Origin of the sequence: Mesorhizobium shonense, from assembly GCF_040545255.1 — a bacterium.
Classification (GTDB): domain Bacteria; phylum Pseudomonadota; class Alphaproteobacteria; order Rhizobiales; family Rhizobiaceae; genus Mesorhizobium; species Mesorhizobium shonense.
Map to the genome: position 1 here is coordinate 47,313 of NZ_JBEPLM010000015.1, position 22,532 is coordinate 69,844.

The 22,532-nt window shown below is 64.1% G+C and carries 25 protein-coding genes; 16 read left to right on the forward strand and 9 right to left on the reverse strand.

Annotation, left to right across the window (positions count from 1 at the left end):
- Position 1 precedes the first annotated feature (1 nt).
- A complete protein-coding gene (locus ABID26_RS28940; protein WP_354417234.1) occupies positions 2–1,219 on the reverse strand; it encodes an MFS transporter in 1,218 nt (405 codons plus the stop codon).
- 97 nt (positions 1,220–1,316) lie between these two features.
- On the opposite strand from ABID26_RS28940, the gene ABID26_RS28945 reads away from it, so the two are divergent.
- Positions 1,317–2,225: a LysR family transcriptional regulator gene (locus ABID26_RS28945; protein ID WP_354417235.1), complete on the forward strand. Its 909-nt coding sequence runs from the start codon at positions 1,317–1,319 to the stop codon at positions 2,223–2,225.
- Between the two features lie 213 nt (positions 2,226–2,438).
- Here the strand turns inward: ABID26_RS28945 and ABID26_RS28950 are convergent, their stop codons facing one another.
- Both ABID26_RS28950 and ABID26_RS28955 read right to left on the reverse strand, forming a co-directional pair.
- A complete protein-coding gene (locus ABID26_RS28950) occupies positions 2,439–2,741 on the reverse strand; it encodes a hypothetical protein (RefSeq protein ID WP_292304673.1) in 303 nt (100 codons plus the stop codon).
- 36 nt (positions 2,742–2,777) lie between these two features.
- Positions 2,778–3,068, reverse strand: coding sequence for a hypothetical protein (locus ABID26_RS28955; protein WP_292304672.1), 291 nt, complete (start codon positions 3,066–3,068; stop codon positions 2,778–2,780).
- A 262-nt stretch (positions 3,069–3,330) separates the two neighbouring features.
- Here ABID26_RS28955 and ABID26_RS28960 point away from each other — a divergent pair, with 262 nt between their 5' ends.
- From ABID26_RS28960 to ABID26_RS28985, 6 genes are all read left to right on the forward strand, one after another.
- Entirely contained in the window at positions 3,331–3,888 is a 558-nt protein-coding gene (locus ABID26_RS28960; protein WP_292304671.1) for an isochorismatase family protein, read from the forward strand.
- A gap of 40 nt (positions 3,889–3,928) precedes the next feature.
- The gene (locus ABID26_RS28965; protein ID WP_292304670.1) at positions 3,929–4,384 is read left to right on the forward strand and encodes a GFA family protein; all 456 of its coding nucleotides are present in this window, start codon (positions 3,929–3,931) and stop codon (positions 4,382–4,384) included.
- A 423-nt stretch (positions 4,385–4,807) separates the two neighbouring features.
- Positions 4,808–6,016, forward strand: coding sequence for an amidohydrolase family protein (locus tag ABID26_RS28970; protein ID WP_292304675.1), 1,209 nt, complete (start codon positions 4,808–4,810; stop codon positions 6,014–6,016).
- A gap of 171 nt (positions 6,017–6,187) precedes the next feature.
- Positions 6,188–6,364, forward strand: a complete 177-nt coding sequence (locus ABID26_RS28975) for a DUF2934 domain-containing protein (protein WP_126100776.1) — start codon at positions 6,188–6,190, stop codon at positions 6,362–6,364.
- Positions 6,365–6,446: 82 nt separating this feature from the next.
- Positions 6,447–7,754 carry a mechanosensitive ion channel family protein gene (locus ABID26_RS28980; RefSeq protein WP_126102750.1) on the forward strand — a complete coding sequence of 436 codons (1,308 nt, stop codon included), beginning with the start codon at positions 6,447–6,449 and terminating at the stop codon, positions 7,752–7,754.
- 76 nt (positions 7,755–7,830) lie between these two features.
- Entirely contained in the window at positions 7,831–8,091 is a 261-nt protein-coding gene (locus ABID26_RS28985; RefSeq protein ID WP_245459997.1) for a DUF1127 domain-containing protein, read from the forward strand.
- Between the two features lie 321 nt (positions 8,092–8,412).
- On the opposite strand, the gene ABID26_RS28990 is transcribed toward ABID26_RS28985, so the two are convergent.
- Both ABID26_RS28990 and ABID26_RS28995 read right to left on the reverse strand, forming a co-directional pair.
- Positions 8,413–8,727, reverse strand: coding sequence for a GYD domain-containing protein (locus ABID26_RS28990; RefSeq protein WP_292304669.1), 315 nt, complete (start codon positions 8,725–8,727; stop codon positions 8,413–8,415).
- 247 nt (positions 8,728–8,974) lie between these two features.
- Entirely contained in the window at positions 8,975–9,715 is a 741-nt protein-coding gene (locus tag ABID26_RS28995) for a sulfotransferase family protein (protein ID WP_126100775.1), read from the reverse strand.
- 347 nt (positions 9,716–10,062) lie between these two features.
- Between ABID26_RS28995 and ABID26_RS29000 the strand changes: the two genes are divergently transcribed.
- Positions 10,063–11,226 carry an aminotransferase-like domain-containing protein gene (locus ABID26_RS29000; RefSeq protein ID WP_292339561.1) on the forward strand — a complete coding sequence of 388 codons (1,164 nt, stop codon included), beginning with the start codon at positions 10,063–10,065 and terminating at the stop codon, positions 11,224–11,226.
- 400 nt (positions 11,227–11,626) lie between these two features.
- On the opposite strand, the gene ABID26_RS29005 is transcribed toward ABID26_RS29000, so the two are convergent.
- Positions 11,627–11,950, reverse strand: a complete 324-nt coding sequence (locus ABID26_RS29005) for a hypothetical protein (RefSeq protein WP_292304957.1) — start codon at positions 11,948–11,950, stop codon at positions 11,627–11,629.
- Positions 11,951–12,154: 204 nt separating this feature from the next.
- Here ABID26_RS29005 and ABID26_RS29010 point away from each other — a divergent pair, with 204 nt between their 5' ends.
- Entirely contained in the window at positions 12,155–12,943 is a 789-nt protein-coding gene (locus ABID26_RS29010; RefSeq protein WP_292304956.1) for a hypothetical protein, read from the forward strand.
- A 253-nt stretch (positions 12,944–13,196) separates the two neighbouring features.
- The gene (locus ABID26_RS29015; RefSeq protein ID WP_292304955.1) at positions 13,197–13,742 is read left to right on the forward strand and encodes a YbhB/YbcL family Raf kinase inhibitor-like protein; all 546 of its coding nucleotides are present in this window, start codon (positions 13,197–13,199) and stop codon (positions 13,740–13,742) included.
- A 160-nt stretch (positions 13,743–13,902) separates the two neighbouring features.
- On the opposite strand, the gene yghU is transcribed toward ABID26_RS29015, so the two are convergent.
- Positions 13,903–14,772 carry a glutathione-dependent disulfide-bond oxidoreductase gene (gene yghU / locus ABID26_RS29020; RefSeq protein WP_292304954.1) on the reverse strand — a complete coding sequence of 290 codons (870 nt, stop codon included), beginning with the start codon at positions 14,770–14,772 and terminating at the stop codon, positions 13,903–13,905.
- Positions 14,773–15,161: 389 nt separating this feature from the next.
- On the opposite strand from yghU, the gene ABID26_RS29025 reads away from it, so the two are divergent.
- Positions 15,162–16,064: a S1C family serine protease gene (locus ABID26_RS29025; protein WP_126100769.1), complete on the forward strand. Its 903-nt coding sequence runs from the start codon at positions 15,162–15,164 to the stop codon at positions 16,062–16,064.
- Between the two features lie 9 nt (positions 16,065–16,073).
- Positions 16,074–17,015, forward strand: coding sequence for a LysR family transcriptional regulator (locus ABID26_RS29030; RefSeq protein WP_292374745.1), 942 nt, complete (start codon positions 16,074–16,076; stop codon positions 17,013–17,015).
- Here ABID26_RS29030 and ABID26_RS29035 read toward each other — a convergent pair.
- A complete protein-coding gene (locus tag ABID26_RS29035) occupies positions 16,966–17,694 on the reverse strand; it encodes an SDR family oxidoreductase (protein WP_126100767.1) in 729 nt (242 codons plus the stop codon). The genes ABID26_RS29030 and ABID26_RS29035 overlap by 50 nt on opposite strands.
- Before the next feature lie 296 nt (positions 17,695–17,990).
- Between ABID26_RS29035 and ABID26_RS29040 the strand changes: the two genes are divergently transcribed.
- Positions 17,991–18,587: a YdeI/OmpD-associated family protein gene (locus tag ABID26_RS29040; protein ID WP_292304926.1), complete on the forward strand. Its 597-nt coding sequence runs from the start codon at positions 17,991–17,993 to the stop codon at positions 18,585–18,587.
- 104 nt (positions 18,588–18,691) lie between these two features.
- Here the strand turns inward: ABID26_RS29040 and ABID26_RS29045 are convergent, their stop codons facing one another.
- Positions 18,692–19,000: a hypothetical protein gene (locus tag ABID26_RS29045; protein ID WP_126100766.1), complete on the reverse strand. Its 309-nt coding sequence runs from the start codon at positions 18,998–19,000 to the stop codon at positions 18,692–18,694.
- A 383-nt stretch (positions 19,001–19,383) separates the two neighbouring features.
- Between ABID26_RS29045 and ABID26_RS29050 the strand changes: the two genes are divergently transcribed.
- The 3 genes from ABID26_RS29050 to ABID26_RS29060 all read left to right on the forward strand — a co-directional run bounded on the left by ABID26_RS29050 (position 19,384) and on the right by ABID26_RS29060 (position 22,314).
- The gene (locus ABID26_RS29050; RefSeq protein ID WP_292304927.1) at positions 19,384–20,757 is read left to right on the forward strand and encodes an adenylate/guanylate cyclase domain-containing protein; all 1,374 of its coding nucleotides are present in this window, start codon (positions 19,384–19,386) and stop codon (positions 20,755–20,757) included.
- Between the two features lie 327 nt (positions 20,758–21,084).
- The gene (locus ABID26_RS29055) at positions 21,085–21,786 is read left to right on the forward strand and encodes an SDR family NAD(P)-dependent oxidoreductase (protein WP_292345606.1); all 702 of its coding nucleotides are present in this window, start codon (positions 21,085–21,087) and stop codon (positions 21,784–21,786) included.
- 111 nt (positions 21,787–21,897) lie between these two features.
- Positions 21,898–22,314 carry a helix-turn-helix domain-containing protein gene (locus ABID26_RS29060; protein ID WP_292302763.1) on the forward strand — a complete coding sequence of 139 codons (417 nt, stop codon included), beginning with the start codon at positions 21,898–21,900 and terminating at the stop codon, positions 22,312–22,314.
- Positions 22,315–22,532: the final 218 nt, after the last annotated feature.

Below are 22,532 nucleotides of genomic sequence, written 5' to 3' on the forward strand. Positions count from 1 at the left end.
GCTACCCCACCCAATCCACCACCAGCGCCGCGATCCCAAACACCGCCCCCGCCGCGCAGACCGCATTCCATCCGCCCCACGCCCAGGCAATCCCCGCCAGCAGCGAGCCAACCGCGCCGCCGATGAAGAATATCCCGACGAACAGCCCATTGAGCCTCCCGCGCGCCTTCGGCCGCAAAAGGTTGACGGCGCGGCGGCCCAACGTCTGGTCGCCGATGACGCCGATGTCGAGCAGCACAGCGCTGGCGCCCATCAGCAGCAGCGGCAGCCATGCGCCGGCTGCGGCCGCACCCGCCCAGTCAGCGAGCCCGAGCGCCGCGATCAGGCCGAGATGGCAGAGAACCGTCGCCGGTCGGGTGAAGCCGCGGTCGCCGGCGCGGCCGAAGATCGGTGTCACCGCCGCTCCGCCGGCGCCGGCCAGCGCGAACGACGCGATGCCCCTCTGGCCAAGCTCGAAGGGAGGCGCCGCAAGCCTGAGCGCCACCGCCGTCCAGAACACGCTGAAGGCGGCCATCACCAAGCTAGCCGTCAGCGCGCGGCGACGCAGCACCGGCTCCTGGCGCAACAGATCGAACAGCGAGACGAGCAGCGCCGCATAGCTGGAATGCGCCAGCGGACGCCGCCTCGGCAGCGTGAGTCCGAGCAGGATGGCGAGCAGCGCCAGTGCCGCGGCGCTGATGCCATAGAAGGCGCGCCAGCCGAAGGCGTCAGCGACCAGGCTCGCCAGCGGTCGCGACAACAGGATGCCGATCATCAGCCCGCTCATCACGTCGCCGATGACGCGCCCGTCCTGTCTGGGCGGCGCCATCGAGGCCGCGACGGGCACCAGTACCTGGATGCAAGAACAGGCGGCGCCGAGCACGAACAGCACGACGAGCAGCGAGGCGGCCGAGGGCGCGAACGAAGCGACGGCGGCGGCAAGCGCCGCCGCGCTTAGCATGCGCAGCACCAGCGCCCGGTTCTCGACTAGGTCGGAGAGCGGCACCAGGAAGAACAGGCCGGCGGCATAGCCAAGCAGCGTCGCCATCGAGACGATGCCGCTTTCCGACGCCGCTGCACCCAGCGACGGGCCGATCAGCCCGACCAGCGTCTGCGGCGCGAACAGGTTGGTGACGATGATGCCGACCGCGGCGGCGAACAGCAGCGTCTGCGATCGGGTGATCGTGCCGGCGGTTTCACTTGGCCGCTCCGCCAGTTGCGTGTTGTGTGTGCCGTGCATGAGACTTCCTGTTGTTCGCATATCCAGCGAGGACTTTATTGCAAACGATCATAATGCTACAATTGAATTGACCTGATAATGATTATGCGAGATGCGCATGAACATTCACGACCTCGAAGCTTTCGTCGCCGTCGTCGAGACCGGCTCCATCGTCGGCGCCTCGGCGAGGCTGAACCTCACCCAGCCAGGTGTGACGCGCCGCATCCAGAATCTCGAGGAGCGGTTGGCCACACCTTTGCTCGACCGCCAGTCGAAGCCGCTGAAGCCGACCGCCTCGGGCCGCGAGGCCTATGAGCATGGCCGCCGCGTGCTGCGCTCGCTGGAGGATCTGAAGGCGGGCGTGTCGCCGGCCGGCGAGGTGAGGGGCGAATTCCGCCTCGGTATCATGCCCTATCTTTCGACCAGCGCGCTCTCCGAGCCGCTCGACAGCCTGCGCGCAGCTTTCCCGCAACTGACGCTGAAGATCACCTCCAGCCTGTCGCCGCGTCTGGTCGAGCAGGTGCTGCACAGCGAGATCGACGCCGTCGCGGTCTGCCTCGCCGATGGGGTGGCGCCGCCGCCGGAGCTCGTCGGCGACGATCTCGGCGTGCAGGCGGTGCTGCTGATCGCCTCGCCAAGCCTCGGCGTGTCGAAGCCGGCCGAGCACACCGACCTTGCGCGTTACCCCTGGGTGCTGAACGAGACCGGCTGCGGTTTTCGCGCCTTCATCCGCCACCGCTTCGAGGTGGCGCGGCTGCCTTTCCACGTCGGCGTCGAGGCGCAGGGCGCCGATCTCAGGATGTCGCTGGTGGCGCGCGGCCACGGCATCGGCGTCGTCACGCCCGGCGCGCTGTCCGGCAGCCCGTGGCGCGACGCGGTCGAGGTGGTCGACTGCCCCGGCTTCAAGCCGCAAGTGCGTTGCTGGCTGCTCCACCGCCCGCCGGCGGGAAGGCTCGCGCGGCCGATCGCGGTCTTCCGAGACGCGCTGGCGGAGGCGCTGAAAGGGCCAATGCCGCTGATGTCGTAGGGGCGGGGCGTTGAAGCTGCCAATCTCCCCCTTTGTGGGGGAGATGGCCGACAGGCCAGAGGGGGGCGCTGTCCCGCCAGCGTCTCAATCGATCTCGCTGCCTAGACGAGACCTCGCAAGAGGCAAGTGGGGAGAGGCCGCGTTCCTTCGCCCCCCTCTGCCCTGCCGGGCATCCCCCACAAGGGGGAGATCACGCGCTCCGTCGCCGGCACCTTAGCCCGTCTCCTGTTCCATCTCTGCCCTGTGCCAAGGTTGGCCCTTACCCTCGCGCCATGCAAACCAGCCATAGGGCAGATCCCAGAGCTCGCGAAGCGAGCTGTCGCGCTTTACCATCTCGGACAGGCCGACAAGCATGGCATTGGCAATGTCGAAATCGACAGCCCGGTTCAGAAACTGCCACGCGCCGTCGTCGTCATCATGGACGACATAGTCGATGATGTGTTCGCCCTTCATGACTTGACGTGTCGTGAAGACCGCAACATTGGGCGGATCGTCAAACGGCCAATCGGGATCCATTATCATTCCCTAAAAACAGTACAGACGATACTGGCCTCATGGCGGCAACGAAGCGAGCCAGGCGTCCCAGCATTCCTGTTGTATTCGAGCGAACGTGGGCGCCACATCATGGCCGTCGCCGAAAATGTTGACCAAGTCGGTCTTTTGCGGTGGCTGCCCCATCGTCACTTTGCAGGCGATCAGTCCGCGACTCATCTCGACTACTGTCCCCTCAGGAAAGACGTTGCCGCTGGCGCCGTAACAGAAGGGCAACAGCCCATCGACTTCAAGTTCTTGGCGAATCTGAAACAGCGCTTCGAAGTAGTCGTCCTCTTCAGCTTCGATCACCTTGTCCCGGTATTTGCAGGTGAGGCGGCATTTTGCGCCTGCATTGCGAAGCTCGAATATCGCTTGCTCGTCCCCGCCTGTGCCCCCCCGATCAGGAACGCGGTGTATTGTTCATTCATCGTCGCTCCCCCAATGGCTCGATCGATTGTAGTTGTAGCAACGTCATATTTCAACTATGGATTGTCTAATCTTGACTCGACGGTGGCACTTGCCAGCTCTTCTCCGTCCTTGACCCACCGCTCACCCACGCTATCCTCGCGCCATGCCAGACACCGCCCCCTCCGCCACCGCGCCGCTCATCGTCATCGACCTCCAAACCGGCATGTTCGACGGCCGTTTCGATCCGCCGATCCATGACGCCGACGCAATTGCCGAGCGCGCTCGAAAACTGATCGACTGGGCGCGGCACACCGGCCGCAAGGTGGCCTTCATCCGTCATGACGGGCCGGAGGGCGATCCGCTGGCGCCGGGCGCTTCCGGCTGGCCGGTATGGCCGTTGCTCGGCCAGGCCGCCGACGAGCCGACCTTCGGCAAGACAGTTGGCAACGCTTTCTCCAACGCCGAGCTTGGGCAGTGGGTCGCGGGGCAGGGCGCGAGCGATGTGATGCTCATCGGCGCCCAGACAGATTTCTGCGTTGCCGCAACGGTGAAAGGGGCCTTTGCCGAAGGGCTTGGCGTCACCGTGGTTTCGGATGCGCATTCGACGCTGGATTCTCAGGAGGAGAAGGCGCCTGACATCATCGCGCGGCACAACGAGGCTTTCGTGAAGCAGGGCGTGCGGCTGACGACGACGAAGGCGTTGGTTGAGGGTGAACACTGAGAGGCCGCGTTCCTTCGCGACCCCACTAAGGAGTCCCACCATGCCAACCCTTACCCTTCCCGCCGAAGGAGGCTGCCGCTGCGGCCGCGTGCGCCTGAAGATTTCGGCAAAGCCGCTGCTCACCATGGCCTGCCACTGCACCGGCTGCCAGCTTATGTCATCCAGCACCTATTCGCTGAGTGCCGCCATTCCTGCGGATGGCTTCGAGATCATCAAGGGCGAGCCGGTGATCGGCGGCCTGCATGGCGCCTCGAGACACTATTTCTGTGGCTACTGCATGACCTGGATGTTCACCCGGCCGGAAGGGCTCGACTGGTTCGTCAACCTGCGCCCGACCATGCTCGACGACCCCGCCTGGTTCAGGCCCTTCATCGAGACCTGGACCAGCGAGAAATTGCCCTGGGCGACGACGCCTGCCGTGCATAGCTACGCGGCCCCGCCGGCCATCGAGGAATATGATGGATTGGTCGCGGAATACGCCAAGACACAGGCCTGATCGGCGCAAAACAAAACGGCGACCCGGGTCAGATCGCCGTTCAGTTCATGGTCGACGCGGCCGTTGGGGGCGACATTGTTGGGGATGTGCTTGGGCGTCCGCGTCGACCACGGCGGCCTCGTACCGCAGATATAGCATTGCATATCTTCAAGGCGCGCGCACTTCCGCGATAGCGGAATAGGCAGGGCGTAATCTCCCCCTGAGGGGGAGATGGCCGCGAAGCGGCCAGAGGGGCCGTCTCACATCGAGCGCCGGCGCCTGGCGGAAGCAAGAAGCGGCCGGCGCTCCGCGCAACGACCCCTCTGTCGCCTCCGGCGACATCTCCCCCTCGAGGGGGGAGATCAGCTTGCGCGAAACACTTTCAACCTCTCGCCGCATTGACCGCGGCCTCCACAGCGGCGACGAATAATGCTTTCGCTCCCAATGGATTGCATCTTGCGCCAAACCCATTTCCTCAACGCCAGGCTCGCCGACGGCACGCTGGCCGACCTTGCCGTCACCGGCGGCCGCTTCAGTGCCATAGCGCCCGCCGCCAATGCCGCCGCTCCGCCGGCCGGCGCCGTCGACCTCGCCGGTCAGCTCGTGCTGCCGGCCTTCGTCGAGGGCCACATCCACCTCGACACCTCCTTCTATGGCGATGCCTGGCGTCCGCACATTCCCTGCACCGACGGTTTTGACGTGCGCGAGCGTGTCGCCTTCCAGATGCGGAGCCTTGAGCAGGCCGCGCCGATGGATGAGCGCGCGAAGAACCAGCTCGAGCTTTGCGTCGGCCATGGCAGTCTCGCCATGCGCAGCCATGTCATGGTCGATGCCGCTGTCGGGCTGAAGCATGTCGAGACGATCCTCGGCGTGCGTGAGAAATATCGCGAGCTGATCGACATCCAGCTCGTCGCCTTCCCGCAGAGCGGCATTCTGTCTTCCCCGGGCACGGCGGAGCTCCTGGACGAGGCCCTGAAACTCGGCTGCGACCTGATCGGCGGGCTCGACCCGGCGAGCTTCGACCGCGATGTGAACGGCCACCTCGACGTTGTCTTCGGCCTTGCCGAAAGGCGCGGCGTCGGCGTCGACATCCATCTGCATGACGGCGGCACACTTGGCCTGTTCGAGATCGAGGAGATATGCGCCCGGACCGCGGCGATGAGCATGCAAGGCAAGGTCGCCGTCAGCCACGCCTATGCACTGGGCGACATTTCCGCCGACACTCTGGCCAGGGCCGGCGAGATGCTTGCAGCCTCCGGCGTTGCCATCATGACCAATGCCCCCGGCAACCATCCTTTTCCGCCGGTGGCCGCGCTCCGCAAGGCGGGCGTCACGGTCTTTGCCGGTTCCGACAATATCCGCGATTCCTGGTGGCCCTATGGCGATGGCGACATGCTGAACCGCGCCAACATGATCGGCTACCGTTCCGCCTTCTACGAGGATCGGGAACTGGAAGCGGCCTGTGACTTGGTGAGCCATGCCGGCGCCAAGGCGCTGGGCCTCGAAGGCTATGGCATTGCGGTCGGCGCCAAGGCCGATTTCGTCGCGCTGAAGGCCGAGCACGTGCCGGAAGCGGTGGTGGCGGTGCCGAGGGAGCGCACGGTCTTTCGCCGAGGCATGCTGGTCGCGAGGGACAGCAGGATGACGAGCTGACCGCATCGCCGCGGTCCGGCCTGCGCCCGGTCTGTCGAGCCGCAGATTGCCAAGGATCGCGAAATGGTTGGTTGAGGGGGCCTGAGAAAATCGGCTGCCGCCAGGCCTTCGCATGGATCGTTTCGCTGGCGCCGACGTTCCTTCCGGTGAAACAGAGACCGGGAGGTTTTCATGGCTGACCAGACCAGGGAAGAACGCATCCGCCAGCGTGCCTATGAGCTTTGGGAAAAAGAAGGAAAGCCCGAGGGCGCCGACTTGCGCTTTTGGGAACAGGCGATGGACGAGATCGACCAAGAGGATCAACGGAAGAGTCCGTCGGACAAACGCCAACGCGCCGCCGGCGCATAGTCGCCCGAGCGCGTGAACGCGCGGCTTTGAATAGGCCCCGCAACGGCGGGTTTATTAGCCCGTCTATGATGGTCGTGTGGCAATGGATGTTCGCGACGCCATCAGCCGAGCGCTGGCCTGGTCCAGCGAATGGTTCAACTACGCCACCTCGCTGTGGCTCTTCTACCAGCTCGCCATCATCCTCACGCTGTTCCTCGCGGCCAGGTTTGCCGGACGGCGCGTCGAGCTTCTCGTTGAGGACCGGGCAAGACAGATCAAGGGTCATCCCGGACTGCTGAGGGTCGTCATCGCCCTGTTGCGACGCACGGACTGGATCCTCTTCACACTCTTCCTGCTTGCCGCGCTCAACCTCATGCGCCCTTTCGTGTGGCCGAGCCACCTCTACCTCATCCATGTCGCCCTTTCGCTGTCGCTCGCGTGGCTTTTCGCGTCTGTGCTGTCACGCATGGTTCACAACCGCCTCGTCGCCCGCCTTCTCGGCTGGCTGATCTGGACCTACGCGGCGCTTGTCATCCTGGGCGTCAGCGACGAGACCGCGACGTTGCTGGACAGCCTCGCAATCCCCATGGGCGCGGTCCGCCTTTCGGCCCTGCTGCTACTCAAGGCGGTGCTGCTGCTGGCCGCCACGGTCTGGTTCGCCGTGGTCATCGGCAATTATGTCGACGAGCGCGTCCGCATCTCCGAGGAGCTGACGCCCTCGATCCGCGTCCTCATCGGCAAGGTGGCGAAGATCGGCCTGGTCCTGGTTGCCGGCGCCTTCGCCCTTTCCGCCGTCGGCGTCGACCTGACGGCGCTGACGGTCTTTTCCGGCGCGATCGGCGTCGGTCTCGCCTTCGGGCTGCAGAAGGTCGTTTCGAATTTCGTCTCCGGCATGATCATCCTGCTCGACAAGTCTATCAAGCCGGGCGACACCATCTCGCTCGAAGGCACATTCGGCTGGATACGGGAATTGCGGGCGCGCTTCGTCTCGGTGGTGACGCGCGACGGCCGCGAATATCTGATCCCGAATGAAGACTTCATCACCCAAAGGGTCATCAATTGGTCGTTCAGCGACAACCTCGTGCGGCTCGATGTGGATTTTGGCGTCTCCTACGACGCCGATCCGCACAAGGTCAGCGAACTGGCGATCGAGGCCGCGATCAGCGTCGGGCGGGTCGAAGCCGATCGGCGGCCGGTCTGCTGGCTGACGGGGTTCGGCGACTCCTCGCTCAACTTCGTCCTGCGCTTCTGGATCCACGATCCGCAGCAGGGCCTGACCAATGTGCGTGGCAAGGTGCTGCTGGCGCTGTGGGATACGTTCAAAAAGAATGGCATAGGCATCCCCTATCCGCACCGCGAAATCATCGTGAGGGACGGGGCTGGGCAGAAAGGCAATTGGGCGGCACGCTGAACGGTGGCGAGCGCGACCATGCGCCTCCGTCGTTTAAATTAATTTGCATGCATATGTTTCAGGGCGCTCCGGCTTCGTGAAGCATTTCACCGTTCGCGCGCAATCGGCCGGTTACAGACGCACCTCAAAAGCGGCGCCCGGTGAGCGGGCAGACTTTCTGCCGCTGCTTGTGGAGGTCCCGATGTTCAAAAGCCTTAACCGCATCCGCGCCGCCTTTGCGCGGGCAAGCAAGCGCCGCAGGACGATGCGCGAGCTGAACGAACTGCCGCCGGAGATCCGTAAGGACATCGGCTGGCGGCAGACCGCTCATGACGATGAGATTCGGTTGCCGTTTTAAGCAATTCCAGGAAAGGCACGCGGCGGTTTCCGTCCGGAATTGCGTAAAACCAAAAACCTAATGCATGTCGCCCAGAAGTGTTTAGCGGTTCTGGGACAACGACATGCATCAAAACAAAGGCTTAAAGCGCGTCGCTCGAATCCGTTCGACGCCACGCGCTTTCGAGCATGTCTCCCGAAAGTGGGAAACCGGTTTCGGGACAAAGACATGCGTAAGATCAAAAACCTAAAGCGCACAGAGCGAATCTGAAAGATCGCGACGCGCTTTAGGTGGACGCCAGGCAGCACCGGCACGCTTGTCCGTCCTGGCTGGCCAAGACGGTCAGCCGGCGGGCTTGTAGACGCCGGCAGCCTTGTTGGCGGCTGCGAGCACCCCCTTCATGTCGAGCTCTTCGAGGACGACGAGGTCGCTCACCGAGCCACTTGCCCGCACCGCAAGCGCCATGCCCATCCCGGCGGTCTGGTCCGGCACCTCGCCATTGACGACGACGTCATACTTGCCGCGCGTGAACATCAGGCTGCTCATCTTGCCGCCGACGCTTTCAAAAAGCGCCTTGACCGCAGCTTCCCGGTCCGATCCCTGCATAAGCCCCTTGGCGGCCTGGGGTTCGTAATTCGCCAATATGGTGACCTTCATGGCTGTCTCCTCCAAATATCACGTCTCGGGCTGCCCGATGGTGTGAGCAGCACGGACTTTCCTGGTTTTCCCTGACATTTGACCTGGTCCGTGGACCACCTGGGCAAACATGGCCAATGGCGGTTCAGCCGGAGCATGGCTTCGGCTTGCGATAACATGCGCCTATTCTAATATATCGGCAATTCCGCCATTCGACGGAACCCCGGGCCGCGTCGCCGGCCCTACCGACCGCTGGGGATGGCTATAGCTACCCCAGCCACCACCAGAGCCCGCCGACCGCCAGTGCGATCGCCAGCGCCACGCCGGCCAGCATCACATAGGAGCCGACGATCATGTCGCGGATGATCTTCTTGATGCTGGCGCGGTCGTTGAGGTTGGGGAAGGGCTCGTTCGGAAGCGGAACGCCGAGGAAATCGCAAAGCGGGCCCCAACCGTCGGTCACCTTGAAGACCAGGAGCCTTTCCGGCGACACCGCCGCCTTCACTTCGTCGATATAGGCGTTGTAGCGCGCCACCGCCTTGTCGCGATCGTCCATGACGCCTTTCAGGGCGCGGCCCCAGACCAGCTTGTTCGACATGTCGCCGAATTTGCGGCCGAACGGAGTCAGCCATTCCAGCACCTTGAACTGCCAGACATTTTCGGTGAAGTAGATCGTGTCGATGGTGCTGTCATACCAGGCTTCGGCTCCGCGCGGATGCAGCGTCAAAAGCACCTTGGCGCGTGGGTAGGCGGCCATCAGTTCGCGCCACACGCAGCAGCCCGGATTGTCGACGGTGGCGCGATAATTGGCGAACACGCGGTTCCAGTCATGCTGGCTGCCGGGCGGGCTGTTGGCCACCTTGCGCCAGAAGTCGAGATGGCCCTTGTTGGCCTTGTTTAAGATGACTTCCTGCATGTGGTAGCTCGGAAAGCCGAGCCTGTTCAGCGCGGCGAAAGTGGACCACGTGCCGGTGCGGCCGAATCCGGCCCCGATAAGTTCGAGTGTCATTGCCCCCATCCCCGTTCGGCCGGATTGATTTTCCCGCTCTATCCGGCTCCTGGTATTTCATGCTGCGCCGAAGCCGTTCGGCCCGCAACATTTTTCCATTAGCATTTGTGAAAATATGTGGGCCAACGGAAAATATGTGGGCCAGCGCAGGGCGCCCAAAAGTGTTGCGGCGATTTTGACAAGTGTGAACAACAATGTCGCCTGGACGATGGGCTATGACCGTTTGGGCTATTCACGCCGGGCGCGGAGGCTGATAATAGGTCAGCCTGGTTGACCTAAAATACGAAACGCCCCGCGGGAGGTGCGCCTTGACCCTGTTGAACCTTCTGGCCTCGCGCTCGTCGCGCATGAAGGCCTCGGAAATCCGCGAGCTGTTGAAGCTGCTCGACCAGCCCGACATCATCTCCTTTGCCGGCGGCATTCCGGATCCCTCGCTGTTTCCGGCTGAAGCCATCGGCGACGCTTACCAGGCCGTGCTCGGCGGCGCGGAGGCGGGGACCGCGCTGCAGTACCAGGTCAGCGAGGGTTTTCTGCCGCTGCGCAAATGGCTGGCCGGCTACATGGGCAAGCTCGGCATCGAGTGCGACGAGGCAAACATCTTCATCTCCTCCGGCTCGCAGCAGGCGCTCGATTATCTCGGCAAGCTGTTCCTGTCGCCCGGCGACACCGCCCTGGTCACCTGGCCGACCTATCTCGGCGCGTTGCAGGCCTTCAATGCCTACGAGCCGCGCTATGACCGGCTGAACACGGCCGGCGGCAACATGACGCCGGAGGCTTACCGCGCGGCCGCGAATGGCGGCAAGGTGAAATTCGCCTATCTGGTGCCGGACTTCGCCAACCCGACCGGCAACACGCTCGATGCCGCGCAGCGCAAGGCGGTGCTCGACCTCGCCGGCGAGCTCGACATCGCCGTCATCGAGGACGCCGCCTACCGCGCGTTGCGCTATGACGGCGAGGCGGTGCCGCCGATCCTGGCGCTGGACTGCGCGCGCTCCGGCGGCATCGACAACGCCCGCACGCTCTATTGCGGTTCCTTCTCCAAGATACTGTCGCCCGGCATGCGTGTCGGCTGGGTCTGCGCGCCGCGCCATGTGGTGGAAAAGCTGGTGCTGATGAAGCAGGCCTCCGACCTGCATAGCCCTTCGATCAACCAGATGGTCATGCACCGCGTCGCCGAGGCCATTTTCGATGGCCAGGTGGACAGGCTGATCGGCGCCTACCGCAAGCGGCGTGACGCGCTGCTCGGCGCGCTCGAGGCCGAGATGCCCGACGGCATTTCGTGGAGCCGGCCGGATGGCGGCATGTTCGTCTGGCTGACGCTGCCGGAAGGCGCGGATGCCACCGAACTCCTGGCGCGTTCGGTGAAGGAGGCGCGTGTCGCCTTCGTGCCCGGCAACGCGTTCTACGCCGACGGCACCGGCCGCAACACGCTGCGCATGTCCTTTACGCTGGCCAACGACCGCGCGGTGAATGAGGGCGTGCCAAGGCTGGCGAAGTTGTTGAGGGGGTAATCTCCCCCCTCGAGGGGGAGATGTCGCCGAAGGCGACAGAGGGGGTCGTCGCGCGTGGAGCGCCAACCTCTTCTCGATCGCGCCGACGCGTCGGCGTTGTGAGACGACCCCCTCTGGCCTGCCGGCCATCTCCCCCTCGAGGGGGGAGATCAACCGTTTCTTCACCGGGTATCACCTCCTTCTCGCACAACCGTGATCGGTAGTGCGCAGGCGTGATTATCGGCGCGCCCGTTCTTCGGCTAGGGTCCCGGCCGATCCAACACCCCCTGGATCGACCGGCCGCGATGTCCCACCTTCACGGCCCGAACGAAAGAGCCCCGACGGCCTCCACCGGCGGGGCTTTTTCATTGACCTTCCCGCGTCGGGAACCGACGCCGCGAAGCGAACAGGTCAACCGGCGCTACTTGTTGCAGTTCTGCATGTCGGAGGTCATGGCGCCGCTTGGGGTGTTGTTGTCGGTATCGTAGCCGCCGCTGTCTTTACAGCGATCCTCCATGCCGTTCGACTGTGACTGCGTCGTGGAACTGGTCGTGGTGGAGTCCGTCGGATTTGGCGTGGTGCCTGTCACCGTTCCGCTACCGGTCGTGCCACCGGACATGTCGCCGCTCGTGCCGCCAGACACGCCACCGGAAACGCCGCCCGACGCACCAGTCGACTGCGCCATCGCGGCCGAGGTGGCAAGCGCGACGGATAGCACGGAAGCTGCAAAAATTTTCTTCATCATTGGAAGCCTCCAAACTGTTTCATCGTTGATTGCCTCAGATTTCCAACGGAGGATTGCGGGGGGATGTTCCGGCTGAAAGAATTCGTGAAGATCCGCATCGCCGCGCCTTTTCGAAGCCTGGCGGGCAGATCGCGCGACGGCCGGCACTTGTAGGGAGGGCCGGCAAAGTCAAATGCGTCGGGCCAATTTGCGAAAGAGGATTGCATGAATGCATCGCCCCGCGTGACGCTGCTGCTCGGCAGTGCGCCTGACGTCATGCGCTGCTCCGCGTGGCCGAAGGATGCCTTCGCCAGCATCGTTGCCATCAACAATGCCTGGCGCGTGCGCCCCGATTGGGACATCCTTGTCCATGCCGGCGATTTTCCACCCGAGCGAATGCCGCAGCCTGACCCGATGCGGCAAATCTTCAGCGCGGCCCATTATGTGCCGGCGCAGAACAGTTTTGGCGGTTTCGTCTATGCCGGCGCCACCATGTCGCTGACGGCGGCCTACTGGAGCATCCACAACCAGAGGCCCGACGCGCTAGCCTTCCTCGGCTGCGACATGGTCTACGACCATGCCGGCGACACCCATTTTTATGGCACCGGCAGCGCCGATCCGCTGCGCGACGACGTCACGCTGCAAAGCCTCGAGGCGAAGTCCGCGCGGCTGCTGATCCATGCGCTCAGGCGCGGCACGCTCTGCGTCAACCTGTCGGACCTGCCGCGCAGCCGGCTGGTTTTCCCAAAACTCTCCTTCGAGGCGGTGCGGGAGCTGTCGCCATCGCGTCTTGCCGCAATGCAGTCAGAATTGCGCGCCGGCATCGACCTCGAGATGGTGGAGGTGGCCGAGGCGATGGAGCGGGCACTCGGCTATTTCTACGAGGACGGCATGTACTGGAACCATCTCGACCAGATCGATGGGGCCAAGCTCGCCCGCATCGACAGGCTGTGGATTGCGGCTGTCGCGGATCTGGTGGCGCCGCCGCTGGAGGAATGCAACGCGGCGGAGTAGGGGCGCCAATCTCCCCCCTTGAGGGGGAGATGTCGCCGAAGGCGACAGAGGGGGTCGCCGCGCGTGAAGCGCCGGCGCGCCTTTTTCGCGACGAGAGACGAGGCTGGCGATCTACGTGAGGCGACCCCCTCTGGCCGCTTCGCGGCCATCTCCCCCTCAAGGGGGGAGATTAAACGCAAGTCGTCACGCAAAGTTGCTGGGTGTTGCGCGGCCTTTCGGCTAAACTCAAAGATCTTAGCCCAGGAGGACGGCCATGATCCCACGCCTCGGCCTCATCGCACTTGCCTTCGCTGCCTTCGCCACCCAGGCATCCGCCTTCGAGCTCTCCAGCCCGTCCGTCTCCAACGACAAATGGGACGCAAAATATCTCGGCGACAAGGCCGGCTGCGGGGGCAAGAGCGTCTCCATCGCGCTTGCCTGGAAAGATCCGCCGGCCGGCACCAGGAGCTACGCGCTCACCATGTTCGATCCCGATGCCAATGGCGGCAAGGGGTTCTGGCATTGGCTGGCCTGGAACATCCCGGCAAGCGCCAAGGGCCTCGCCGAAGGCGCCGGCTCTAAAAGCGGCAAGCGTCTGCCCAAAGGCACGGTGTCCGGCACAGGCGGCGTCGGCCGAGCCGGCTATTTCGGTCCGTGCCCGCCGCCCGGCAGCGGCAAGCACCACTATGTCTTCACGCTCTACGCGCTGGGCGAGGCCAAGCTGCGCACGCCGGAAAATCCGTCGCCGGAGATGGTGTCGGTGGCTGCCAAGAGCCAGGCGCTGGGCGAGGCGACGGCGACGTATACCTATGGGAGGTAGGTGATCTCCCCCTTGAGGCGGAGATGGCCGGCAGGCCAGAGGGGGTCGTCTCACATAGAGTGCCGACACTTGGCGAACACAACGAGGAGGTGGTGCTTCACGCGCGGCGACCCCTCTGTCGCCTTCGGCGACATCTCCCCCTCGAGGGGAGATCAGCAGCTCACTCCGCCGCTTGCAGCTTGTCCTGCGTCTTCGTCTCGAAGTCGCTGGCGTCGTGGCGCTCGTGCAGCTGGTAGGCGGGATCGCCAGAGAGGCGGTTGACCATACGGCCGCGCTTGACCGCCGGCCGGGCGTCGATCGCGTCTGCCCAGCGCTGCACGTGCTCGTATTCATGCACGGCGAGGAACTGAGCGGCATCGTTGTAGCTGCGGCCCTTGGCGAGCCCGCCATACCAGGGCCACACCGCCATGTCGGCGATGGTGTAGTCCGGGCCGGCAAGGTATTCGCTTTCCGCCAGCCTGCGGTCGAGCACGTCCATCTGCCGCTTGGTTTCCATGGCGAAGCGGTCGATGGCGTATTCGATCTTTTCCGGCGCATAGGCGTAGAAATGGCCGAAGCCGCCGCCGAGATAGGGGGCGGAGCCCATCTGCCAGAACAGCCACGAGAAGGTTTCCGCCCGCGCCGCACGCTCCGTCGGCAGGAACGCGCCGAATTTTTCGGCGAGATAGGTCAGGATCGAGCCGGATTCGAACACGCGCACCGGCTTCGGCTCGCTGCGGTCCATCAGCGCCGGGATCTTGGAATTCGGATTGACCTCGACGAAGCCCGAGCCGAACTGGTCGCCGTCATTGATGCGGATCAGCCAGGCGTCGTATTCGGCGCCCTTGTGGCCGCGCGCCAGAAGCTCCTCCAGCATGATCGTCACCTTTTGGCCGTTGGGCGTGGCCAGCGAATAGAGCTGCAGCGGATGCTTGCCGACAGGCAGTTCCTTCTCATGCGTCGGCCCGGCGATCGGGCGGTTGATCGAGGCGAAGGCGCCGCCATTCGGCTTGTTCCAGGTCCAGACTTTCGGCGGGGAGTATTGGTTCATCGGGGTGGCCTTGTTCCTGGGGCGGATTCGGGTTGGTTGGAGCAAGATTTAGGTGCGGTTGCGCGGGCGTCAAAGAAAAAAGTTCAAATTTCGTTGAACTAATGTTTGGGCCAGCAGCGCCCCGCCTTCTCCCCTTGTGGGAGAAGGTGTCGCCGAAGGCGACGGATGAGGGGTGTTGGACGGAGTGAGGCACTGGTGATTTGGCACGATGAGCGCTCGGTGACGAAAGTGCCGCCAAGCTGGAACACCCCTCATCCGTCTCGGCGCTGCGCGCCGATCCACCTTCTCCCACAAGGGGCCCACAAGGGGAGAAGGGAAAGACGTCAACCCTTGCACCGCGCCCCTTTGGCCATACGTATAGAAAAAGACCCGCAATTCAGGATCGACCGATGACAATCGAAAAAGTCTCGCGCTCCGTCGTGGCCGTGCGCGCCACGGTTCCGGACGACGCATTTACCGCCAATGCGCTGGGCACGCGCCGCGAGGGCAGCGGCGTGGTGATCCGCGACAACGGGCTGGTGCTCACCATCGGCTACCTCATCACCGAGGCCGAGGAGGTGTGGCTGACCGACCAGAACGGCCGCGTGGTAGCCGCGCATGCGCTGGCCTACGACCAGGAGACCGGCTTCGGCCTGGTGCAGGCGCTGTCTCCGCTCGGCCTGCCGGCGGTCAAGTTCGGCAATGCCAGGAAGGCCAATATCGGCGACGCCGTGACGCTCGCCGACGGCATCGGCCAGCAGGTCGACGCCCACATCGTCACCAAGCAGGAATTCGCCGGCTATTGGGAATATCTCATCGACGAGGCGATCTTCACCGCGCCGGCGCACCCGTCCTGGGGTGGTGCCGCACTGTTCGACGGCGACGGCAAGCTGCTCGGCGTCGGCTCGCTGCGCCTGCAGATGAGCCGCGCCGGCGAGGTCGCCGACATCAACATGATCGTGCCGATCGACCTTCTGACGCCGATCCTCGAAGACCTTGTGAAGCGCGGCCAGGTGGCCAAGCCCGCGCGCCCATGGCTCGGCGCCTTTTCGGCCGAGTCGAACGGCATGGTGGTGGTGATGAGCGTCGCCGAGGGCGGTCCGGCCGCCAAGGCGGGCCTCCGCCAGGGTGACATCATCTCCGACGTGCGCGACGGCGAGGTCGACGGTCTCGCCGACTTCTACCGCAAGCTCTGGCAGAATCCGGCCGGCGCGGAGATCCCGCTGCGCGTGGTGCGCGACGGCCGCGAGACCTGGCTCAGGGTAAAGTCCGCCGACCGCAACTCCTTCCTCAAGAAGCCGCAGCTGCAGTAACGCCGCCCGATGAATCCAAGGCTGCTGAAGACATTTCTCGCGGTCGCGCAGACGCGCAACGTCACGCGCGCGGCGGCCGAAGTGCATCTCGCGCAGTCGAGCGTCAGCGACCAGATCCAGGCGCTGGAGGCAGAGCTTGGCGCCAGTCTCTTCACGCGCTCGCGGCAGGGGCTGGAGCTGACGCCGGCCGGCGAGGCGCTGAAACCCTATGCCGAGCAATTGCTGGCGCTCGCCGACGACGCGCGGGCGGCAATCGATGTCGCTAAGGGTGAGGCGGCCGGCCGGCTTGCGATCGGCGCTCTTGAGACGATTGCTTCCGCAAAACTTCCCGGCTGGCTCGCCGATTTCCAGGCCGCCCACCCTGACATCGACATCAAGTTGAAGACCGCCGGCAGCGGCGAATTGCTGCGCAGGCTTGGCGACGGCGAGATCGACGTCGCCTTCTGCTTCGACCGATCCGGCGCGAGTGCGGCGGATGAACGCTTCGCCAGGCGCGTCGTCGGGGCCGAGCCGCTGGTGCTGATCGCGCCGCCCGGCGAGAACCGGACGCAGCTCGATCTGGCGGAGCTTGCCGAAAAACGCTTCGTCGCCACCGAGACCGGATGCGTTTACCGCGCCATGGTCGACAAGGCTTTTGCAGAGGCTGGTCTCGGCGGGCCGAAGCTGGCAGCGGAAGCCGGCAGCATCGACGCCATTGCCGGCCTGGTGGCGGCCGGCGCCGGCTTCGGCATCGTGCCGCGCCTGGCGGTCGCGGCGGCACTCGACCGCGGCGAGGTCGCCGAGATCACATGGCCGGGTCCGGTCCGGTCAGCGGACCTGGTCATGATCTGGCGGCGCCGGCGCGTCCAGCCGCCGCCGCTGAAGGCACTGCTTGCTGCTGCGGGCGAGGGCTTTTCATCCGTCACACCAGCCGATGCCCGCCCTCGACATGCAGTGTCGTTCCCGTCGTAAAGCCGTTGCCGATCAGGAAGCGGATTGCGTCGGCAATGTCTTCCGGCCGCCCGACCCGCCCCACAGGCAGCCGTTCGGCCATCGCGGCGAGCGTCTCATTCTTCGCGTCGCCGGCGACGAACTGCCAGATCGGCGTGTCGACCCAGCCGGGCGAGACGGCGTTGACGCGGATCGGCGCCAACTCGATGGCCAGAGCCCGCACCAGCCCTTCGAGCGCGGCGTTGACGGCGGCGACCACCGAGCCGCGCGCTGCCGGCCGGTAGGCGGCGATGCCGGAAACGAAGGTGAGCGAGCCGTTGGCCGAAAGCTTTGGTGTGCCATGCTTGGCCAAAAGCAGCGGCCCGTAGAACTTGCTCTCCACCACCCTTTGCGCTGCCTCCAGCTCGATCTCGGGCAGCAGCCGGTAGGCGCCTTCGATCGCAGCGGCTGTGCTGACGATATGGTCGAGCCCGCCGATGCGCGCGAACAGCGCCGCGACCTCATCCTCGCGGCTGATGTCGACCACCGCCGTTTCGAGCGCGGCCGGATGGCCGAGTTCCTCCCGCGCCGCGTTCAGCTTCGCTTCGCCGCGCCCGGCGATGGTGACGCCGGCGCCTTCCTCGAGGCAGCGCCTGGCGAGCGCCAACCCCATCCCGGAACTGCCGCCGACGATCAGGATTCTTGTCTGGTCCATGTCCATGCCTTTCCTTTGCATGGACGATGATGTGGCAGGCCGGAGTGTGGAGCGGAAACGGAAGAAACCGATAGTGTCATCGGAGAGTCCGATGGTGATTCAGCCGATCTCCCCCCTCGTGGGGGAGATGCCCGGCAGGGCAGAGGGGGGCGCGAAGGAACGTGGCCTTTCAGTTTGATCTCGATCGGTTATAGACGAACGCCTCGACAGGTTGGCGGGACAGCGCCCCTCTGGCCTGCCGGCCATCTCCCCCACAAGGGGGGAGATCAGCAGCTTTTGGCGCCGCGCAAAGGGAAATGATGATGGCCCCGATCAAGGTCGATCCGGACAAGGTCCACGAATTCCCCGATGCCGAAAGCTTCTACGCCTGGCTGGCGGACAACCACGCCAGCGAAGACGAGGTTTGGATCAAGATCCACAAGGCCGGCTCCGCCCTGGCATCGATCGCGCCGAAGGAAGCGATCGATGTGGTGCTCTGCTTCGGCTGGATCGACGCGGTGCGCAAGTCCCTCGACGAGAAGAGTTTCCTGCAGCGCTACACACCTCGCGGCAAGAAGAGCATCTGGAGCAGGATCAACATCGACAATGTCGCCCGCCTGATCGAGGAGGGCCGCATGACCAAGCATGGCCTCAGGCAGGTCGAGGCGGCGAAGGCCGACGGCCGCTGGGACCGCGCCTATGGCGGTTCGAAGGAGATGACGATCCCGCCCGACCTGCAGGCGGCGATCGATGCCGAGCCGAAAGCGAAGGCGATGCTGGCAAATCTCTCAGCCCAGAACCGCTTCGCGCTCGCCTTCCGCACCCACAACATGAAGACCGAGGCCGGCCGCAAGAAGAAGATAGAGAGCTTCGTCGAGATGCTGAAGCGCGGCGAGACGATCCACCCGCAGAAGAAGTAGCAAAAACGCCGCCCCGAGCGGGACGGCGTTTCAGGGAAGCGATGATCCCGAACCCTGTTGAAGCGGTTCGAGATCACCCGGTCATGAAGGTCGGGAGGCTAACCTTATGCGGCCTGCTTCTTGGCGGGCTTCTTGTGCACGCGCTTCTTGGTGTGGTGCTTCTTGACGTGATGCTTGTGGTGCTTGGCCACGTGATGCTTGCGCACATGAGGGCGGCGATGCTTCTTGTGATGCGCGACCTTGGCGGCCGGTTTGGCCGTCTCGGTGGCCGCAGCCGGAGCAGCGGTCGTGGTCGTCGTCGTGGTGGTTGCGGCGGTTGTCGCAGCGGCATTGGCCGCGGTGGTGCCAAGCGCCGGCACCGCGAAAGCGAGCGCGACGGCCAGGCCGAGAACGGAGAGAAGGGTCTTTTTCACAATCGGCATTCCTTGATTTAAAGATCGATGTCTTTTGTCGCGCGCCGCAATCGTTCGGCTGCTCCGGTGCCGCTTATGACAGCCGGTCTTTTCGCCAGTTTTTCCCGATTGTTGAATCTTGTTTCCGGAATGTGTCCGGCATTTCCTCGCCCCGCGGAACGGGGGCTGCCTAGTGGTCGAAATCTGACGCTTCATACCCGATGCGGAGCGCGGCTTTCGACCAACCCCCAGGCGACCGACCTCAACGGACTATCGGACACGACGATGGCATCCAAGCGATTGCTGGGCTAATGTCGCCCGAACGAGGCTAAAACGGTGTCCGGCTGATAGACCGTTATTAACTACCGGCGTCTGGCGCCACCCGCACTGGAAGATCAGGTCCGATGCCTACGTTGCTATCGCTGCCCGACGACATATCGATCAAATCGGCGCTCGGGGAATCTGTCCTTGAAGCCGCTCGCCGGGCGGATGTCCCGATCGCCTGCGCTTGCGGCGGCAAGGCCAAGTGCTCGACCTGCCGGATCTGGATTCTCGACGGTGCGGAGGGTTGCCCGGAGCGCACCGCGCTGGAGCGCACGCTCGTGGAGCGGTTGGGGCTTGGCAACAACGTACGCCTGGCATGCCAGCTCAGACCTGCCTCCGACATCACCTTCCGCAGGCTCGTGCTCGACGAGACCGACCTGCGAATGACCAGTCAGTTGCTGCCGCACAGGTCCACCAGTGCGGGCGAGCTGAAGTCGGTCGTCATTTTCTTCAGCGACGTGGCCGGGTTCACCCACTTCTCCGAAACGTTGACGCCTTACGACGTCATGTATCTGCTCAATCGCTATTTCACTCAGGTCGCCGAAGTCATCGAGCTCAACGACGGCTACATCGACAAGTTCGTCGGCGACGGGCTTATGGCGATATTTGGCGTGAAGGGCCAGGATGATGCACCGGTGCGCGCCGTCAATGCGGCCCTACAGACCCTTGCCACGGTCGATCGGCTAAAACCCTTTTTTGCCTCGATGTACGGCATCGACTTCGATATTCGCGTCGGTTTGCATCTGGGCGAAGCGGTGATCGGCTCGGTCGGATCACCCGGCAACGAGCGCCTGACGGCTATCGGCGATGCGGTCAATGTTGCGAGCCGCGTCGAAGCAGCCAACAAGGAGGCCGGAACCCGCCTCCTGATTACCGAGACGCTCCATGAACGGGTAAAGGATGAGGTTGAAGTATCCGATTTCATTCGGGTGCGTTTGCGCGGTACCTCCGACCGAATTTCGCTGTATGAGATAAAGAAACTGAAGGTTGAAGCCGAGCGCCGGCTGAACGAAAAAGGCGCGCGGGAGACTATACAGCTGGGCGGCAAGACGTGGCAGCGGACCGTCGCGACGAGCGAACTCAAGGATGGCGACCACAAAGTCATCGAGTTCCAAGCGCTCTATGTCGTGATTTTGCGCAGGGGCGGGCGCGTCTATGCCTTTAACAATGCCTGCCCGCATTTGAAGTTGCCATTCTTCGAGAGTACCTCGAGGGCCAACGGCCACGCCGGACAGGCCAGTACTTTCGACCAGGACGGCACGCTGGTGTGTCGCTGGCATCACAGCGGATTCGATCTGGATACAGGCGAAATCGTAAAGTGGTGCGAGGCGCTCAATGCAGACGGAACTTCGGCGGGCATGGAGATGCTCGGCGATATCTCAAAGAACCGGGCTCCGCTGCATCTCATTCCGTGCCGCGAGGAGGACGGCTACATCTGGGTCGGTTTCGATTGAACGTGCCGGCCGGATCGTCCAAAAACTCCCGCTAATCTGCTGTCGGTCCGACCAGCATTGGGTCCTCCAACCGCGTCAGGACCATTCCCGCGCTGAGCGGGCTTATGACTCCGGTACCAAGCGTCAGATTTGACCGCTAGCGCAGGAGAGGAGGGGCAGCGCTCCCGGATGCGCTTACGTCCTCTCGCGACGGCGAATCCGGTTTGCTCGAGGTCGCGCCCATTCATGAGCTGCATCGCGCAATGAGCGCCAATTCTGGGCTCTAATCGGTCGGCGCGATCGATGCCATTTTTGCTGTCGACAAGAGGAATTGAAGGAGCAGGAACAATGACCAAAAATCATTCCGGCAAGGTGGCGCTGATCACCGGCGGCAATCGCGGCATCGGCCTGGAGACGGCTCGGCAACTCGCCGGACTCGGCTTCACCGTGCTCATCGGCGTGCGCGATCTCGCCAAGGGCGAGGCGGCGGCAAGCAAGCTTGGCGGCACCGTCGTGGCCATCGCGCTGGACGTTGCCGCGCCCGAGGCGGCTGCCGGCGCCGCGGAAGAGGTGCAACGCCGCTTCGGCCGGCTCGATGTTCTGGTCAACAACGCCGCCATCCACTACGACCCGTCGGCGCGGGCGCTGCGGCCCGACTGGACAACGATCCGCGAGGCCTTCGAGACCAACGTCGTCGGCGCCTGGCGCGTCGCGGTCGCCTTCGCGCCGCTGCTTAGCGCATCCGGTCACGGCCGGCTGGTCAACGTCTCGTCCGAAGGCGGCTCGCTCGCCTCGATGGGCGCCGGCGCGCCGGCCTATTCGACCAGCAAGGCCACGCTCAACGCGCTGACCCGTATCCTCGCGGCCGAGCTGCGCGGCTCGGGCGTGCTGGTCAACTCGATCTGCCCCGGCTGGGTTGCGACTGACATGGGCGGCCCCGGCGGTCGTCCGGTCGCGCTAGGCGCGGCCGGCATCGTCTGGGCGGCGACCCTGCCGGACGACGGCCCGACCGGCGGCTTTTTTCGCGACGGCAAGCGGCTGCCCTGGTGAGCGCATTGTCTTGATTTTGATGAGGTTGGACTACTATCGCTCGGTTTGATGACGGGCGAAACTCTTCGGCACCCACGCCGAGTACGATAAGATAGACGCGGAGAAAGTGTGATGGACAACATCCGACCCATTAAGACCGAAGCCGATTACGATTGGGCGATTGCGGAGGTCACTCGCTATTTTGACAAGGAGCCCGTTCCCGGCACGCCTGACGCTGATCGTTTCGATGTTCTTGCTGAACTCATCGAAGCATACGAGGCAAAACACTACCCTATCGCGGAAACCGACCCGGTGGACGCGATCACTGCTCATATGGAGATGGCCAATCTCAGCAGGCGCGCGCTGGTAAAGCTGCTCGGGTCAGCGTCGCGCGCATCTGAGATTCTAGCCCGCAAGCGAGCGCTGACGATGGACATGGCTTTCAAGCTCAATCGTGAGTGGCATATCCCCGCAGAGGTCCTGCTCGTTCCTTACCACTTGGCCGACCAGGGCAACAAAAAGGATAAGGAAGCCGCCGCTCGCGCTTAACCTTCCCAGGGCGTTTCATCACCACATGACCGCCTCTTGATCGTCTCCGGCAACTGGTCATCTCATCCATCCGCCATGCTACGAAAATAGCATTCTCGGCCCGTGAAATGTGATGCTAGGCTCGCTTTCGCGCACCCAAGGCACGCGGTGGCGTGGTCTCGCGAGAAGAGGAGTTGCAGGCGGGATCGAGGCCCCAATCCAAAATCAGGACGAAACTG